This window comes from Clostridium kluyveri DSM 555, from assembly GCF_000016505.1.
Taxonomy (GTDB): Bacteria; Bacillota; Clostridia; order Clostridiales; family Clostridiaceae; genus Clostridium_B; species Clostridium_B kluyveri.
The window spans coordinates 2,584,992-2,599,187 of record NC_009706.1; the positions used below are offsets into that span (position 1 = coordinate 2,584,992).

Annotated in this window: 14 protein-coding genes and 2 pseudogenes; all 16 read right to left on the reverse strand. The window is 32.0% G+C overall.

Annotation, left to right across the window (positions count from 1 at the left end; translation table 11 throughout):
* Nucleotides 1–27 precede the first annotated feature (27 nt).
* Nucleotides 28–828: an ABC transporter ATP-binding protein gene (locus CKL_RS12270; RefSeq protein WP_012102853.1), complete on the reverse strand. Its 801-nt coding sequence runs from the start codon at nucleotides 826–828 to the stop codon at nucleotides 28–30.
* Nucleotides 829–835: 7 nt separating this feature from the next.
* Complete coding sequence (locus tag CKL_RS12275) at nucleotides 836–1,891, reverse strand: FecCD family ABC transporter permease (protein ID WP_012102854.1); 1,056 nt, start codon at nucleotides 1,889–1,891, stop codon at nucleotides 836–838.
* Between the two features lie 30 nt (nucleotides 1,892–1,921).
* Complete coding sequence (locus CKL_RS12280; protein ID WP_012102855.1) at nucleotides 1,922–3,100, reverse strand: nitrogenase component 1; 1,179 nt, start codon at nucleotides 3,098–3,100, stop codon at nucleotides 1,922–1,924.
* The gene (locus CKL_RS12285) at nucleotides 3,097–4,575 is read right to left on the reverse strand and encodes a nitrogenase component 1 (protein ID WP_012102856.1); all 1,479 of its coding nucleotides are present in this window, start codon (nucleotides 4,573–4,575) and stop codon (nucleotides 3,097–3,099) included. The genes CKL_RS12280 and CKL_RS12285 overlap by 4 nt, the downstream gene beginning before the upstream one ends.
* A gap of 350 nt (nucleotides 4,576–4,925) precedes the next feature.
* Nucleotides 4,926–5,744 (reverse strand): MGDG synthase family glycosyltransferase, encoded by an 819-nt coding sequence (locus tag CKL_RS12290; protein ID WP_012102857.1) that lies wholly within the window; start codon nucleotides 5,742–5,744, stop codon nucleotides 4,926–4,928.
* Nucleotides 5,745–5,946: 202 nt separating this feature from the next.
* Nucleotides 5,947–6,156 (reverse strand): annotated as a pseudogene (locus tag CKL_RS21810) (glycosyl-4,4'-diaponeurosporenoate acyltransferase CrtO family protein); the annotation flags it as partial.
* Nucleotides 6,157–6,287: 131 nt separating this feature from the next.
* Nucleotides 6,288–6,986 carry a phosphatase PAP2 family protein gene (locus tag CKL_RS12295; protein ID WP_012102858.1) on the reverse strand — a complete coding sequence of 233 codons (699 nt, stop codon included), beginning with the start codon at nucleotides 6,984–6,986 and terminating at the stop codon, nucleotides 6,288–6,290.
* 28 nt (nucleotides 6,987–7,014) lie between these two features.
* Nucleotides 7,015–7,917: a DegV family protein gene (locus tag CKL_RS12300; RefSeq protein WP_242649421.1), complete on the reverse strand. Its 903-nt coding sequence runs from the start codon at nucleotides 7,915–7,917 to the stop codon at nucleotides 7,015–7,017.
* A gap of 257 nt (nucleotides 7,918–8,174) precedes the next feature.
* A complete protein-coding gene (locus tag CKL_RS12305; RefSeq protein WP_041700816.1) occupies nucleotides 8,175–8,354 on the reverse strand; it encodes a hypothetical protein in 180 nt (59 codons plus the stop codon).
* An 87-nt stretch (nucleotides 8,355–8,441) separates the two neighbouring features.
* Nucleotides 8,442–8,969: a flavodoxin family protein gene (locus tag CKL_RS12310; RefSeq protein WP_242649422.1), complete on the reverse strand. Its 528-nt coding sequence runs from the start codon at nucleotides 8,967–8,969 to the stop codon at nucleotides 8,442–8,444.
* Nucleotides 8,970–9,030: 61 nt separating this feature from the next.
* Nucleotides 9,031–9,456, reverse strand: coding sequence for an FMN-binding protein (locus tag CKL_RS12315; protein WP_012102861.1), 426 nt, complete (start codon nucleotides 9,454–9,456; stop codon nucleotides 9,031–9,033).
* Nucleotides 9,457–9,523: 67 nt separating this feature from the next.
* The gene (locus tag CKL_RS12320) at nucleotides 9,524–10,111 is read right to left on the reverse strand and encodes a TetR/AcrR family transcriptional regulator (protein ID WP_012102862.1); all 588 of its coding nucleotides are present in this window, start codon (nucleotides 10,109–10,111) and stop codon (nucleotides 9,524–9,526) included.
* Between the two features lie 338 nt (nucleotides 10,112–10,449).
* A complete protein-coding gene (mef(A), locus tag CKL_RS12325) occupies nucleotides 10,450–11,670 on the reverse strand; it encodes a macrolide efflux MFS transporter Mef(A) (RefSeq protein ID WP_012102863.1) in 1,221 nt (406 codons plus the stop codon).
* A 629-nt stretch (nucleotides 11,671–12,299) separates the two neighbouring features.
* A complete protein-coding gene (locus tag CKL_RS12330; protein WP_012102864.1) occupies nucleotides 12,300–12,707 on the reverse strand; it encodes a NusG domain II-containing protein in 408 nt (135 codons plus the stop codon).
* Between the two features lie 794 nt (nucleotides 12,708–13,501).
* Complete coding sequence (locus tag CKL_RS12335) at nucleotides 13,502–13,720, reverse strand: hypothetical protein (protein ID WP_012102865.1); 219 nt, start codon at nucleotides 13,718–13,720, stop codon at nucleotides 13,502–13,504.
* Between the two features lie 206 nt (nucleotides 13,721–13,926).
* Nucleotides 13,927–14,148 (reverse strand): annotated as a pseudogene (locus CKL_RS12340) (pentapeptide repeat-containing protein); the annotation flags it as partial.
* Nucleotides 14,149–14,196 lie beyond the last annotated feature (48 nt).

The following is a 14,196-nucleotide window of genomic DNA, read 5'->3' on the forward strand; positions in this document are numbered from 1 at the left end:
CTTGATTCCTCCTAGGCATATAATTAATTAAATTTGAGATACTATTTCATATTTTGGGGCTTCGGCAGCAATGTCAACAAATTCAATAACTTGTTTACCTTGTTTATTTACATATATTTCACTATCAATTTTATATATTTCCCTTATCATTTTTTTTGTTAAGACTTCCTTAGGTGTTCCGTAAGAATAAATATTACCATCTCTCATGACAACGATATTATCGGCATATCTTGATGTGAGATTTATATCGTGCATTACAATTATTACAATCATTTTTTTCTCATATGCCAAACTTGATACTGTATTCATCAATGAAAATTGACGATGTATATCTAGATTATTTAATGGCTCATCTAATATGAGAATTTCTGGTTCTTTAATTATTGATTGAGCTAATGATACCATTTGAAGCTGACCGCCACTTAATTCATTAATTTTATTTTTTGCTAAGTGCTGCAATTCAAAAGCATCTAAAATATCATTTACCTTTTGTTCCTGTTTTTTACTAACTTTAAGATTTAGTGTATTTATTAGTCCTAAAAGTACAGCTTCGAAAACAGTAATTGAAGCATCATTTTGTGTTGTTTGGGGCAAGTAACCCACCTTTTGCTTAATAAATTCTTTTTTCTGTTTCTTAATGCTTTCACCTTGGTAATACATTTCACCATCACACTTATATATATTTAAAATACACTTAACTAGTGTAGACTTTCCTGAACCATTTGGCCCAATGATTGCAGTTACATTATTATGAAAAGTCAAACTAATATTATTTAGAGAAAATTTAGAAGAATGTTTATAATTAATATTTTGTATTTTAAGACTCATACTCTTCTCACCTTCCTTGTTTTAAAATAAGTACCAATAAAAACGGAATACCTATAATTGAAGTAACTATTCCTAAAGGAATCTGTACTCCTGATATAGCAACCTTGCTTAACACAGATGAAACTGATAACATAAACGCTCCAGTTAACATAGATGCTGGAATAAAAAACCTCTGTTCTTCTCCTACTAAAGATTTAGCCACATAGGGTGCAACCAATCCAACAAAGCCTATGGTTCCAACAAAGCAAACTGCGATGGATGTTATTAATGAAGATAATATTAAAACCTTTGTTCTTAACTTTTCTACATTGATCCCTAAAGCTGCTGCAGTACTTTCCCCCATACATAATGATGTCAGCTTCCAGGATTCTCTAAAGAGAATTGGTGTCACTATTACAAGTACTACAAACACTATTGCATCCTGCTGCCATGTAGCTCCTAAGATACACCCTTGTGACCAGTTAGTTATACCTCTTAAAATTTCATCTGGTACAAAGTATGTGAGAATAGAATTTAACGCTGTAAACATAAAACTTATTGCAATCCCAGCTAAAATTATTGTTCCTCTATCCTTTTTTATCTTTCCAATAGTATAAATAAAGAAGGATGATATTAATGAAAAAGCAAAAGCAAATATAGGTGTGGCATAATTATTCATATATTGGGGTAAAAATGCATATCCGAAAATCAAAGATATTGATGCTCCAAAAGATGCTGCCGAAGATATTCCCAGTGTATACGGACTAGCAAGATTATTATTAAGTATAGTCTGCATTTCCATACCTGCAATTGCTAATCCTGCACCAGCTAATAGTGCCATAGTTGCTATTGGTAATCTGATTACCCTGACAATTATATTCACTTTTCTGCCCAGTGACTCAGGGTTCGTCAATGAAGTGATTACATCAAAAATATTCAACATTGCCGGTCCAGTTGAGAGATCAATTACAAAGCTTATTAATACAAGTAGTATTAAAATCATCAACGCTATTACTTTTCTCATAATAACTAACTTGTAATTTTGAGACTTTCCAATAACAATTTTTTTAGAGCTTATATCCACGATTTCTCCCTCCTTCCAAACTAATTTTTATCAATATTTTGCAATAAGTTTATAAAAATAAGCCAAATTCAATATGTCCTCAACCAAGAATGACATTCCTTCAACCCCAGCATAACCACTTTTGCTAATACTAATCTTGTCAAACACTGGATATGTATACTGCAGGAAAGGAATATCCAGTTCATTGGCTAATCCTCTCTCAAAAGACGATCCAAAAATCATTACTGAATTGGAGCTAACAACTTCATCTCTTATCTTCTCCCTGTCTTTTTTTTGTTCAGTATCAATTAACACATCTACAACCATTCCAAGTTCAGCTTCTAAAAATTTTTTTAGACCATATATTCTTACCTTATCTCCTAAAACAGCTACTGGCATACCCATAAAAGTATCTATAAATGAGTGAAGTTCATTTAATAATTCTAATGATAAAGCTTCCTTTTCATTAAAATTTTCATGGACTTCAATTGATAGTGCTGCCAGTATTTTATTTATAAAAATTCTACTACCCGTTATTCCATATGGATAACTGACAGTTATATACGGAGTTCCAAATTTTTCTTTTAACATTTCTCCAACAAACTGGAACCCATCTAATACAACATTCACCACAGCTGATGGTACTTTCATAATATTCTCATAGCTATCATAGGGAAAAACGGAATTTATATATATGAAATCTTCCAGCATATTCTCTATATTAATTAAATCCGAATCAACTTTGTAATCATCAGAGAAAAAGCCTATTAAATTAATTGAATTTTTAATTATTTCTCTTGGCATCATTTCATCTATTAATAGTTTAAAAGCACTTTTCATACCTCTTATACCTGCATCATTGAAGCCTGGTTCATTTAACAAAAAAATATTTTCTAAATTGTTCTTCTTTTTAAACCTATTAATGACATTTAGAGCATCATCATTTAGTATTTCAGGTATGCATCCCGTTATCACATATATAACCTGAGCCTCATAGAGTTTAACTATATTTTCTAAAGCTTCCTCTAAAATTTTTTCTCCTCCATTTACTATCTCTTCTTCATAAATAACTGTAGATGTCTGTCTTATATCACTTATTTTTGATGAAATATGAAATGCTAATGTTCCCCAGTTACAGCCAACTGTTGAATGAATTAAAATTACAGAATCTTTAATGCTTATAACTACTCTGTATGCTCCAAACAATCTACACTCACTATCACAATTCATCTCATTTTCCCCCCTCTCTGCAGCCAGAGAATATCCCACATTTTTTTGCTTACCTCCTCATTGACATTAACACTACTATAATTATCTAAAAGTAAGCTCTTATCCTCACGAAATACAGTTCTATTGATCATATCTATATAATGAAGTATGAATTTTTCATAATTATTAAAATCTAATGGTATAAAGGATGGTGGATTGATATGTTTAGAATTTTGAATATGTGTATCCCCTATGCATAAATCTGCATTTTCCTCAAATGTAATGATTTTTTCTATATCAAAATTAATTTTCCAATTAACCTCATAATCTAATTCATTTAAACCTTCTAGTATATTTTCTTTTGCCATCTCAAACAATGTATCTTCAGAAAATAAACTCATATACCCATTTTGTTCAACTGTAACAACTATATATTTTATTTTTAGTTTTAATACGCAGCCATAAAAATAAATTAATTTATATATATCTCTAAAATCTTCACAATATATAGCACAAGTGTATTTACTCATCTTAAGCAATTTTTTTTCTAGCCTCTCCTGAATATGAACTTTCCGCTCATTTAAGTACCTGCCTAATCTCTCATAAGTTCCAATTTTCTTAGCTATATCTATATAAAATTCTTCAATTCCATTTAGACCTCCATAGCCATAATCTTCGTTTTTGACTATCATAAATTCCGTTCCATATAATTCTTTCATTTTTATTACCCATTTAACACGGCTTGTTATTATATTAAGTGCTGCTCTAGGTGCTGTTTCTAGTTCTTCAACAGAACAATTTGGTATAAACGCATTTATTTTTATTCCCATCTTCTCCAATTCTTTTTTTATACCACTTACCATGGCATCTTCATGAATTCCCCAGTAAAAGCCGCATATGTTTATAAGCCTATTGTCTACTTCTTGAGGTTTCATTACATTTTCAACCATTACCTCCATAGCTTCTGAAAACCCACAACTTTTTAAATTACCATCATGAATTTTTTTCTTATCAGTGTTATTTTCACAAAAACTTTTTCTTGCATTACCTCTCTTATCAGCATGTGAAATCTTTTTTGATTTAACAAATAATAGCTTACAAGTAATTTGAGGCTGTAACTCTCTAATAACTCCTTCTATATCATCCCCAATCATATCAACAGAGGACGCGGGAATAATGCCAATTAATGATGGATTATATTTTTTCGCCGTTTTAATAATTGCTTCCTTTAATTTTTCGCTTCCCCCCATTATAATATCTGTTTCCTTTAAACCCGTACATTTTAGGTTATATGCTGGCTTCCAGCTTCTTCTGCAAACATATCTGTAATGAAATCCACATCCGCTAGAACCATGTAAAATAGGAATGGCATTTTCAATTGTTGAAATTGCAAATATTGCTCCAGCGACCTTTCCACTTGGTGTAAACTTATGGATATATGGAACTCTATCATATAGATAACTATTTTTATAAAACTCTCTTAAACTTGTCTCCATTTTCACCCTCCTTTCTATAACTAAACTTGAGCGATTTCAGAATTTTGGAGGCACTAATCACTTATGACAAATCAGTACAAAATCGTTCTAAATTATATAAAACGTATTATTTTTGTATTTGATTCATTATAATTTAATTTTATATTTATCGCAATACTTTTTTGATATTTTATTATAAATAATATATGTTTTTTAAAAAATTATTATTATATCGGGTAATTATTATCTATTTATCAATATTTATATTTTGAACATAAAAAACTAGCTTAATATCAGTATACTAAGCTAGTTTTACTCTATAATTTTCCTACTCTATTTCGGCATATTCTCACTTTTCCATACTTATTTTCTTATTGAGAAATTGTATCATGAATTACTGAATTTGATTTTATTTCCTTTGTATTTAGATATTCCTCAATTTGCTGATTACATTGCTGAATTATAAATGCCGCTATATTATATGCTGCTTTGGGATTTCGAAAGCGAAGCATATTATTCTTAAGATATACTATCTTTTTTTGATTAAATTCATATAAAACATTCGGGCTAGCTCGTAATATAAGAATATCGGCTTTTGTCATATATTTTTTTATTTCTTTCGTGAAACCAATTATGCTGACATGCTCCTCTGAATATTCTGCCAATTCTTTTTTCAATTGTTTTCTAATAACCTCATTCTTTCCGGCAATAATCGTAACATTGCACTTACCATTTTCCAGAAGTTTCTTAGCCATTTTAAGTACTTGCCTGGACCCTTGGCTTCCACTTATAAAAAGCACAGATATACTGCCATTAGCCGAATCTTTTGCTTCTATATCAATATCCGGTATATTACTGCAAAATTCTTCCCTTACCGGAAAGACTACTATCCTTAATCTTTCTGAAGATATTCCCAATGATTTCATTTTGTCTTCTGCTTCCTTAGTAGGGCAAAGTATATACTTTGCCCTTGAGTCCGCCCATAAATTCGAAACATTGTCAAGATCTGCAACAAATGAAATAACGGGAATTTCCATGTGGTTTTTTTCTAAAATTCTTGTTACAGAACCGGTAAAAACCGCATGAACTGAAATGATAATGTCAGGCTTTATCTCCTTCAGCAATTGAAGCAGCTTCTTTTTAATGATCCATGAACACACTACATTAATAGTAAATACTTTTATGCCCATTTTCGGTATTATTAGCTGAGATAAATAATATTTTGCCGGTGTGCATGGAGGGAATATGCTGAATCTTACACCTTTTTATTTTGTTACTATTTCTGTCCTGCCTTTCCATTATTGCAGCCATCCTTGGACGGTTGTACCTTTATATTATAATAAATGAAATGTTTGCCAAAACTGCCACTGCCAATATTACGGTATTTACCCAATTTGCTTGATATAGAAAATACAAAAATACCGTGAATATAATACTCCAATGGCATATTTCAGCTCTGCAGGTTTCTGCAATAAACTGCTTAACATACTCTTTATCTAAGGAAACTATTTTTTTCTTTTTAAATGCTGCTGGAATAAAATCCCCCAGCTCAGGTAATATGCCTTTCCATTGCTTTATCCTAAAAAACTTTTGGTAAAACAGTCCTTTCTCTTCCTATTTTCTTTCCCGAAAAAAACAGTTATCTTCATGAAATTTGTCCCTTTGTAAAAAAAGATACCACACAGTATTTAAACAGTATTTAATAGGGATAATAAAAAAATATAAATATACTTTTAAAAATATCTATCTCCATATTCCTGATAATCCTCCTCTGCACAATGGGATAAGGAGTATTCTTTCCTTTTCTCCTTAGGTTCAATTACATGATAGAGCAGCATATTAAAGAGTACACCTATCATAGTCCCTCCAGCCACATCTACTATGGAATGCTGCTTAATCATAACTGTTGACAGACAGATCAACACCATTAATATACCCGATTTTTGTTTTCCGTATTTCACCCTCTCAAATGCCTTTGAGTGACATAAGGCTGAATGTACTGCAATGGAGTTGATTACATGAACACTTGGGCATATATTGGTTGGAGTATCCGTTTCATAAATAAGCCTTACCATAAAAGAAAAGGGATCATTTCCTAGAACAGCAGGCCTTAACTCCTGACCATTTGGGAAAATCATATAGATAATATAAGCAGTACTCATTCCCCCTGCTAAAAAGATAATCAGCCGATAAAAGTCCCTTTTAGAATAAATTCCGGTATAAATAACACCATAAGCTATATAGGGAAACCACAGCAAATAGGGGACAATCAATGCAGGTACCATAGGAATAAGATCATCCAGCGGACTATATACCATATACTCCGGTACTAAAGTTGCCTCCAAATATTTAAACCAGATTAAAATCGGTATCAACATAAGTACCCAATAGAAATGCCTATGAGTTTTTGTAAAGTTCCTTAATCGTTTCAATTTATCCTCCTTGACTTATAGAATTCCTTTATTTTTCAATGAACAAGACGCCTAATGTATTCTGTCCACAATGACTTGAAATAGTACATCCTGCATTTGTTTCATATACCTTATCAAAAATTGCCTTTTTACTGACAGCATCTTTAACAGCATCTGCTATTTCTGAATTTATGGTTGTATGCGTAATAAAAGCCCTTTGGGGGACAATTTTATTTGAATTTTCCAGTTTATCATCAATATATTGCATCAGACACCTTTTTAACGTACCACGGTATTTTTTTCCAACTCGCATTTTCCCATTTTCCACTTCAATACAGGGCTTAAACTTCAATAGATTGGCACCCAATGCCATAACAGCTGAGCATCGGCCGCCTTTTGCCATGTAATCCAGACGATCCAGCAGAAAGCTTGCGCGAATCTTTGGAATCATGTAAGCCAGACATTCCAATATACAGTCGATAGGATAATCTTCGGCAGCTTTTATTGCCGCTTCAACAACAACATGACCTTGACCTGTTGACAGATTCATAGAGTCTACAACAAAAACATTTTCAAATTCTTGTGCCGCTATACAGGCATTCTGGTAACAACTTGAAAATCCGCTGCCGATGTTTATATGGATTACTGCATCATACTTATTTACAAACTGCTCAAAAAACGATTTATATTCAAGAGGATTAACCGCCGAAGTGGTGCTAATCGTTCCTCCATTACTTACATGATAAAAAATATCATCAGGATAAATATCAATACCATCTTGAAATATTTTTCCTCCCTTTTCTATATGCAGCGGAAGTAGGCTGATGTTATATAGTTGAAGTATGTCCGTTGACAGATCGCAAGTGCTGTCAGATGTAATTTTGATATTCATGTATGGTTCTCCTTTATCTTTTTCTGCTTCATTTATATTTAATCTCTTGTTATTTATCATCCTCCGGTAACTTTTTCAGTTTTCCTGGTCTGATACCAAATATCAGCCACATCTACATGACGCTATGAATTTCCGAATACAGAAAAATACCAAAGAACATTGGTGAAATAACACTCCAATAATGTATAATATAAGGATCTACAGTCAGCCGATGAAGTGTATATTCAGCCTCCCGAAGCAAAGCTGTCAGCTGAAAACCGTCTACTTTTAATAAATAATTATACCATACCTTGTTATTATAATAAAGTATATCCAATTCACTTTATCTTTTTGGCACACTGATAAGCTGCTACAAGAGCACCGGGCACACCACCAATCTGCATTGCCCAGCATGAACCAATATACAGATTTTTCACCGGTGTTTTTATAGAACTTCTTCTTTGGGTTCCAACTCCATGAGGAACTTGCTCCATCGGTATTATGAGTAAATCTTTCATAAGTCAGTGGAGTTGCAGCATCTTTATATTCGATATATTTCTTTAAACTAGGAATCAGTCTTGATCGTGACCAGAATTTAATTACTCCTAGTTCTGAATCATTTCTCTTACAGTTTTTATAATTATATCAGTTAATTTTCTAATATCTCCGTTATTTATTCGATAAGCTGATGTATCTTTTCGAGTTGGCTTCGGGTCCGAAGTCAATAGATCAGCGATATGCAAATCCATAAGTGCGTCAGGTTCCTTTCCCACTCTTTTTTTCAATTCACCTGCTAGTTTTGGATTTGCACCATCGGCCCCACCACTTATTGAAATAAAAGCATATTTACAGGGATTTGTTTTAAGGTGCTTTAAGTAAGCACGGAGTGGTGTAGCCACTTGTCCCATCCAAATTGGTGCAAAAAAGAGAATCAAATCATAATTTTCTAATTTATCAGGTGTTGGTTGTACCTGTGGTGTTCTGTTAAAAATCATGTCCAGAACAATTGAATTAATAGTCCTAGATTTAGTTTCTTTAATTTTCATGTGCTCCACCACAAGTTCTTCTGCTATACTGTTGGCTAAAGCTTCGTTGTTACCAGTTAATGAATAGGAAACAACTGCCACTTTCATAATAAAACCTCCTAAATTTTTCATATATATTCTTGCCACATTGACAAAACAAAATCCTTCCCTATTTTTTCTGTGCTTTAATGAGAGCGTTTTCCACAGGCTTCAAATAGGCTTTTGAAGTAAGAGTAGCTCCACTAATGACATCTACATGCAGCGACTGGGCTTTTATTACTCTATTATATAGCTCGCCTGTAAATTCCGGCTTTTGATTTTCTTTATGCTCTAGTATTTTAATATCAGTAACCTTGCCCGAAGACACAGTAACCTGTACTTTATTGGCTCTCCATTTGTACATTCCACCTTCATACTCCCCAATATAAGTACCGTCGTTCAACTTGCTGAAATTTACAGCGTCAAGAGAAAGATTTTTAGCTTCATTATATTCTTTTGATACATACCACCATCCTACTGCTCCTACTACTCCTAATACAGCAATAATTGCAAGAAAAATAACCCATCCAATTTTTCTTTTCCTCTGTTTTTTCATTTTTAACTACTGCTCCTTTTCATAATAATTATGCTTCCCATTTAATTTATTTTTCCACCTTGTAATATTATTCTTTTCCAGAGCAATCCATCAAGCCTTTCATTGTAAATTCCGCTAAGTATTCTAAAACTTGTGGGAAATATCTAAGTCCAATCTCTTCCTTGTGTGTTTCTATATTAACTAAGGCAGAAAAAATCGCCATAATCATCTCAGCATCTATGTCATTTCTCATTTTTCCTTCAATTTGCCACTTCTTTACTATTTCAATGAAATTGTCATATAAAAAAGCAACACAATCAAATCCGTTTTCCTCACGAAAACTTTGTTCTATTTTACTAAAAACATCTCTGTTATACCATTCTTTTAAGATGGGATTTGATGTCATTCCCTTGAGATTCAGAAACATGATTTTCTTCATAACATCTATGGGGCTAGCTTCTAAATTAACAGATTCCATTATGTTCCTTTTCAATTTCAAGTTTTCTTCCAAATAAATCTCCATAAACAGCTTATCTTTTGAAGGATAATAATTATAAAAAGTACCCGTAGCCATACCAGCCATTTTTGTTATTTCAGCAATACTTGTATCTTTAAAACCTTTGGAACCGAACAAATCCCTCCCACACTTTAATATATCCGCTTTTTTATCAATCATGTAAGTTACCTCCCTGTAGTTTAGAAAATCTCTTTATTTATGTATTCGCGTAATAATATGAATGAATATTTTTAAATTCATTCATATTCTAACATAAGTAAATATTTTAGTCAATTATGTATAATACATAGATGTTCCTCCTTTATCCACAGGCTGCCACTGCTAACACCTCCATCTTCTTCAAAGTGTTACGCCCCTGGATAAGTTCTTCCCCTAAAGGATAACGTATTCTAAGTGCTAAAAACACCAAGAATACTGTTAATAAGGTTCAGATGAAAATAAGTATTTCTCTATATCAAACTCCACCTGAACCTCTGAATCACTTGACATTTGCTACTTTATTTCTGTTCCAGTTTTCTGATAGCTGGAACCAGTGGACAAAGTACCGAAATTCCAATGATTAAAATGCCGGACAGCAAGAACCAATGGCTCACGCCGATTCTGTCGGCAAATGCTCCTGAAAGAATTAAACCAAAAGGCATAGCTAGAGATATGACGCTCCCTGTTAGAGAAAATACACGTCCCAAATATTCAGGTTTAATTTTCTCCTGAAAAAGGGCTGTTTGAACGCCGCTGTAAAATGGAACTGAAAGTCCCATAATTCCACAACACAAAACAAAAAAGATGAATTCATTTGAAGGAAGTAACCCTGAAATAGTCAAACTAACTCCCATCATAAAAATAGACGCTGTTATTAAGGTGATTCGCTTTTTATAGCCACCAAACAGTCCTAATAACAAACCTCCTGTGAGCATTCCAGAGGCATAGGCTATCTCTGTAATAGAGATATGCATCGGTGTTCCACCAAAGTGTTCCATGCTGATTAGTGGGTAAAGTGCATTGATTGGCATATAAACTAACATATATAGTGTTCCTATCAATAACAAGGTAAATAATCCTTTATTTTCTTTCAATACAAAAAGCCCTTGTTTCATCTCTCCAATAAAATTTCGCTTTAAACTCTCTTGCTCTATATTAACCTTGGGAATGTGAACAAGTGCCACCGCAATACACGCAATCACAGCACCTACCACATCTATGGCTATGATTGCATTTAGTTCCCAAACAGAATATAAAAAAGCCGCAGCAGCTGGACTAAGAATGTAGCTTATGGACTGCAAAGATTGACTGTAACCAGCACATTTAGTTAATTCTTCTTCTGGCACTAAAAGAGGAGTTACCGCACTTAGTGCAGGAGAATGGAAAGCTGTTCCAACACTACGAATGAACAAGACTACCATAACTATCCAGACTGGCAGTTCCATGTATATTGCAATAACAGCTAATACCCCACCAGCCGAAGCAATAATTAAATCAGCACAAATCATAATCATCTTTCGATCATAACGGTCAACCAATACACCAATGGCAGGTCCAAAAACCGCATATGGCAGAAAACCAATTAATGAAGCCATTGACAACACCACTGCAGATTGAGTTTTTTCCGTAAGGTAAAAGATAATCGTCATCTGCAGAATAGCACTAGTAATAAGTGAAACTGCCTGTCCTGTCCATATAGTAAAAAATTTTTGTTTCCAATTTGAATTTTCTTTTGTCATATCTATTCTCTCCTTGCATTTTTATTATTGGTTTTATACTGGCTTTAGGCAATAAAAAATGCAGGCTAAAATCCGCAATGCGAGCTTTAGTCTGCATACCAACGTTAAAAAGACATAGGAAAAAATATAGTCTCAAATGGCTACACTTTACCTGTATCTATGCCTCTATTCGTAAAATAAGTACAACAAAAAAGCCCACTTTCATGGATGTTTTTACTACTTTTTTATTGCCAGCTTATCTTAAACGTACAGAATACATAGATAGAATGTCCTCCTTTAATTCACTAAATTTTATGTCATTTTATCATAAATAATATGATTTTGTCAATTATTATAATTAATATTAAAATCGAGGATATCGTATAAGAAATCAATATCTAATTTTTATGGAAAATGAGAAAATGCGTTAACACAAGATCATAACTTTAAATTCTTTATATGATAACTATTTAGAGAATGAATAAGATCTAAAAACCTGTCCAGCATTCAAATATGCCTATTTGGGTCTGTAAAAAAGTCTGTAAATTATAGCTTTCTGTGATAGGATAAAAATATCATAGAAAGCCGTTTTTTCACAGATCCTTGCCTTCCTACTATGATTGCTCTTAATGTTGAATAATATAGCTCAATTATGACGAAATCGCATCCAATGTATCCTCTTTATTTGAATCAATGTTGACTGTAATTTTATTTGGCATACAGACTATAATTTGATACTTCTTACTTATCCACCCGGTATCAGAACAAACCTCTTTCGGACATATTTTTCTATCCATTTCTAACATTCTTACTTTTCCATTCTTCGTTTCTATATACCCATAGTTATTATTAAAATTAAACTTATAAACTTTACTCTTATTATCTTTATTAAGAGGCAAGTCTTTAACTATTTTCCCTTGTACCTTAACAATTATTTTCTCTTTATTACCTGTATTTTTTTCAGTATAGTTCATCACATATATAGAGAATACTGATATTATGATTATAAATATGAATATTCCATAAAAAACCTTGTTCAATTTGGTTAATGATTTCATTTTTTCTCACCCACTAATGTTAATATTCATATAAATTCACTCTTACAGTTTGATTTTATCATATTTTCACTGACCAAGGCAAAATAAAAAAACTATCTCTAGACCCTATTTTGCCTTGTGTTTTATTTCCTATTAATTCACAAGTTATCAACAACTTATCCACAGGTTATCCACATTATCCACAATATTCTACTAACTTCTTGAAATAAAAAAATAAGTACCAAAACATTGTTGGTACTTTCATATAAGTGAGATTGATAGGTATTTATAACTTAAGAATAATATTATTTTAGATGAAGGTAGCATATATTATTTATAGTTATCATAATATAGTATAACTATTAATTGTTATGATATTATTTACTAATTGTTAAATAATATTTATACTTTAAATATATGTTAATGTAAAAATAAGCACCTATTCATTTAGGATGCTTATTTTAACGTTTTTCTATTTCAAGAGTACAGTAAACATATAACTTATGTTGGTTGCATCTATATTTAACGTGTCCTGCAACCACAGACACAGCTTTACATATCCTCAATGCCTTGGAATATAATACTATGTTACATATTTATATTGTATTCACTAATTGTTATGATATCATTATGCGTATGTTAAAAGATATAAAAATAAGCACTCTAAATGACGAGCGCTTATTTTCAATATTATTCTATTTTAAAGGAGAGCAAACTTATACCATCCTATGGCAGTTGCATTTGAGTTTTAAGTATCCTGCAACTACAGACACCAGTTTGGTAATTACCATTATTTAAAGATTTTTTATTTATTTTTAATTGACACTAAAATATCTAATAAATATAGAAAGTTGAAATTGCATATTAGTATATCCATCAAATATAATCAATCCTGGATCAGGTTTTGGTATTACTTCAACTTCACAGTTTCTATTTAATCTTTTATGTTCAAATTTAATTTCTTTTATTTTACTTTCTAAGTCTTCTAATTTATTTGTACTATAAACTACAGTAGCATTTGGAAAATCATACATTATACTCACCCTTTCAAATAGTTATTCTTCTTTCCTCTAAGATTATTTTCTTAGGACACTTATAATTATATATGGTATTTATTACAGTTTAATGTCATATTTATTAACTATTTATAACAAATTTCATTATTCCATGAATAAAATGAAAATAGGCACTGTCCAAGCATTGCCTATTTCTGACATATATATAATACAAAGGATTATTTTTATTTACGGTTTCCCGTATGTGAATCTCCCTTAGCCGTATTGATTTGGGCTTGGGTAAGAAAAATACTATTTGTTAGATTAGCTCCACTAAGATCGGTATCTCTTAAATCAGCTCCAATTAGATCAGCCCAGCTTAAATCGACTCCTCTAATATTTGCCGCAATAAGACAGGCTCCCCTCAAATCTGCAGCTCTAAGGTTAGTTTTTCTCAGATCAATTCCTTAGTATACTTATCTTTGTATGTATATATCATATTTATTTACCTCATT

Excerpts from the sequence above, each read along its gene's own strand:
- CKL_RS12270 (WP_012102853.1), bottom strand. The coding sequence starts at position 828 with ATGAGTCTTAAAATACAAAATATTAATTATAAACATTCTTCTAAATTT.
- CKL_RS12280 (WP_012102855.1), bottom strand. The coding sequence starts at position 3,100 with ATGAATTGTGATAGTGAGTGTAGATTGTTTGGAGCATACAGAGTAGTT.
- CKL_RS12285 (WP_012102856.1), bottom strand. The coding sequence starts at position 4,575 with ATGGAGACAAGTTTAAGAGAGTTTTATAAAAATAGTTATCTATATGAT.
- CKL_RS12290 (WP_012102857.1), bottom strand. The coding sequence starts at position 5,744 with ATGGGCATAAAAGTATTTACTATTAATGTAGTGTGTTCATGGATCATT.
- CKL_RS12300 (WP_242649421.1), bottom strand. The coding sequence starts at position 7,917 with ATGATAAATAACAAGAGATTAAATATAAATGAAGCAGAAAAAGATAAA.
- CKL_RS12305 (WP_041700816.1), bottom strand. The coding sequence starts at position 8,354 with ATGAAAGATTTACTCATAATACCGATGGAGCAAGTTCCTCATGGAGTT.
- CKL_RS12310 (WP_242649422.1), bottom strand. The coding sequence starts at position 8,969 with ATGAAAGTGGCAGTTGTTTCCTATTCATTAACTGGTAACAACGAAGCT.
- CKL_RS12315 (WP_012102861.1), bottom strand. The coding sequence starts at position 9,456 with ATGAAAAAACAGAGGAAAAGAAAAATTGGATGGGTTATTTTTCTTGCA.
- CKL_RS12320 (WP_012102862.1), bottom strand. The coding sequence starts at position 10,111 with ATGATTGATAAAAAAGCGGATATATTAAAGTGTGGGAGGGATTTGTTC.
- CKL_RS12330 (WP_012102864.1), bottom strand. The coding sequence starts at position 12,707 with ATGAAATCATTAACCAAATTGAACAAGGTTTTTTATGGAATATTCATA.
- CKL_RS12335 (WP_012102865.1), bottom strand. The coding sequence starts at position 13,720 with ATGTATGATTTTCCAAATGCTACTGTAGTTTATAGTACAAATAAATTA.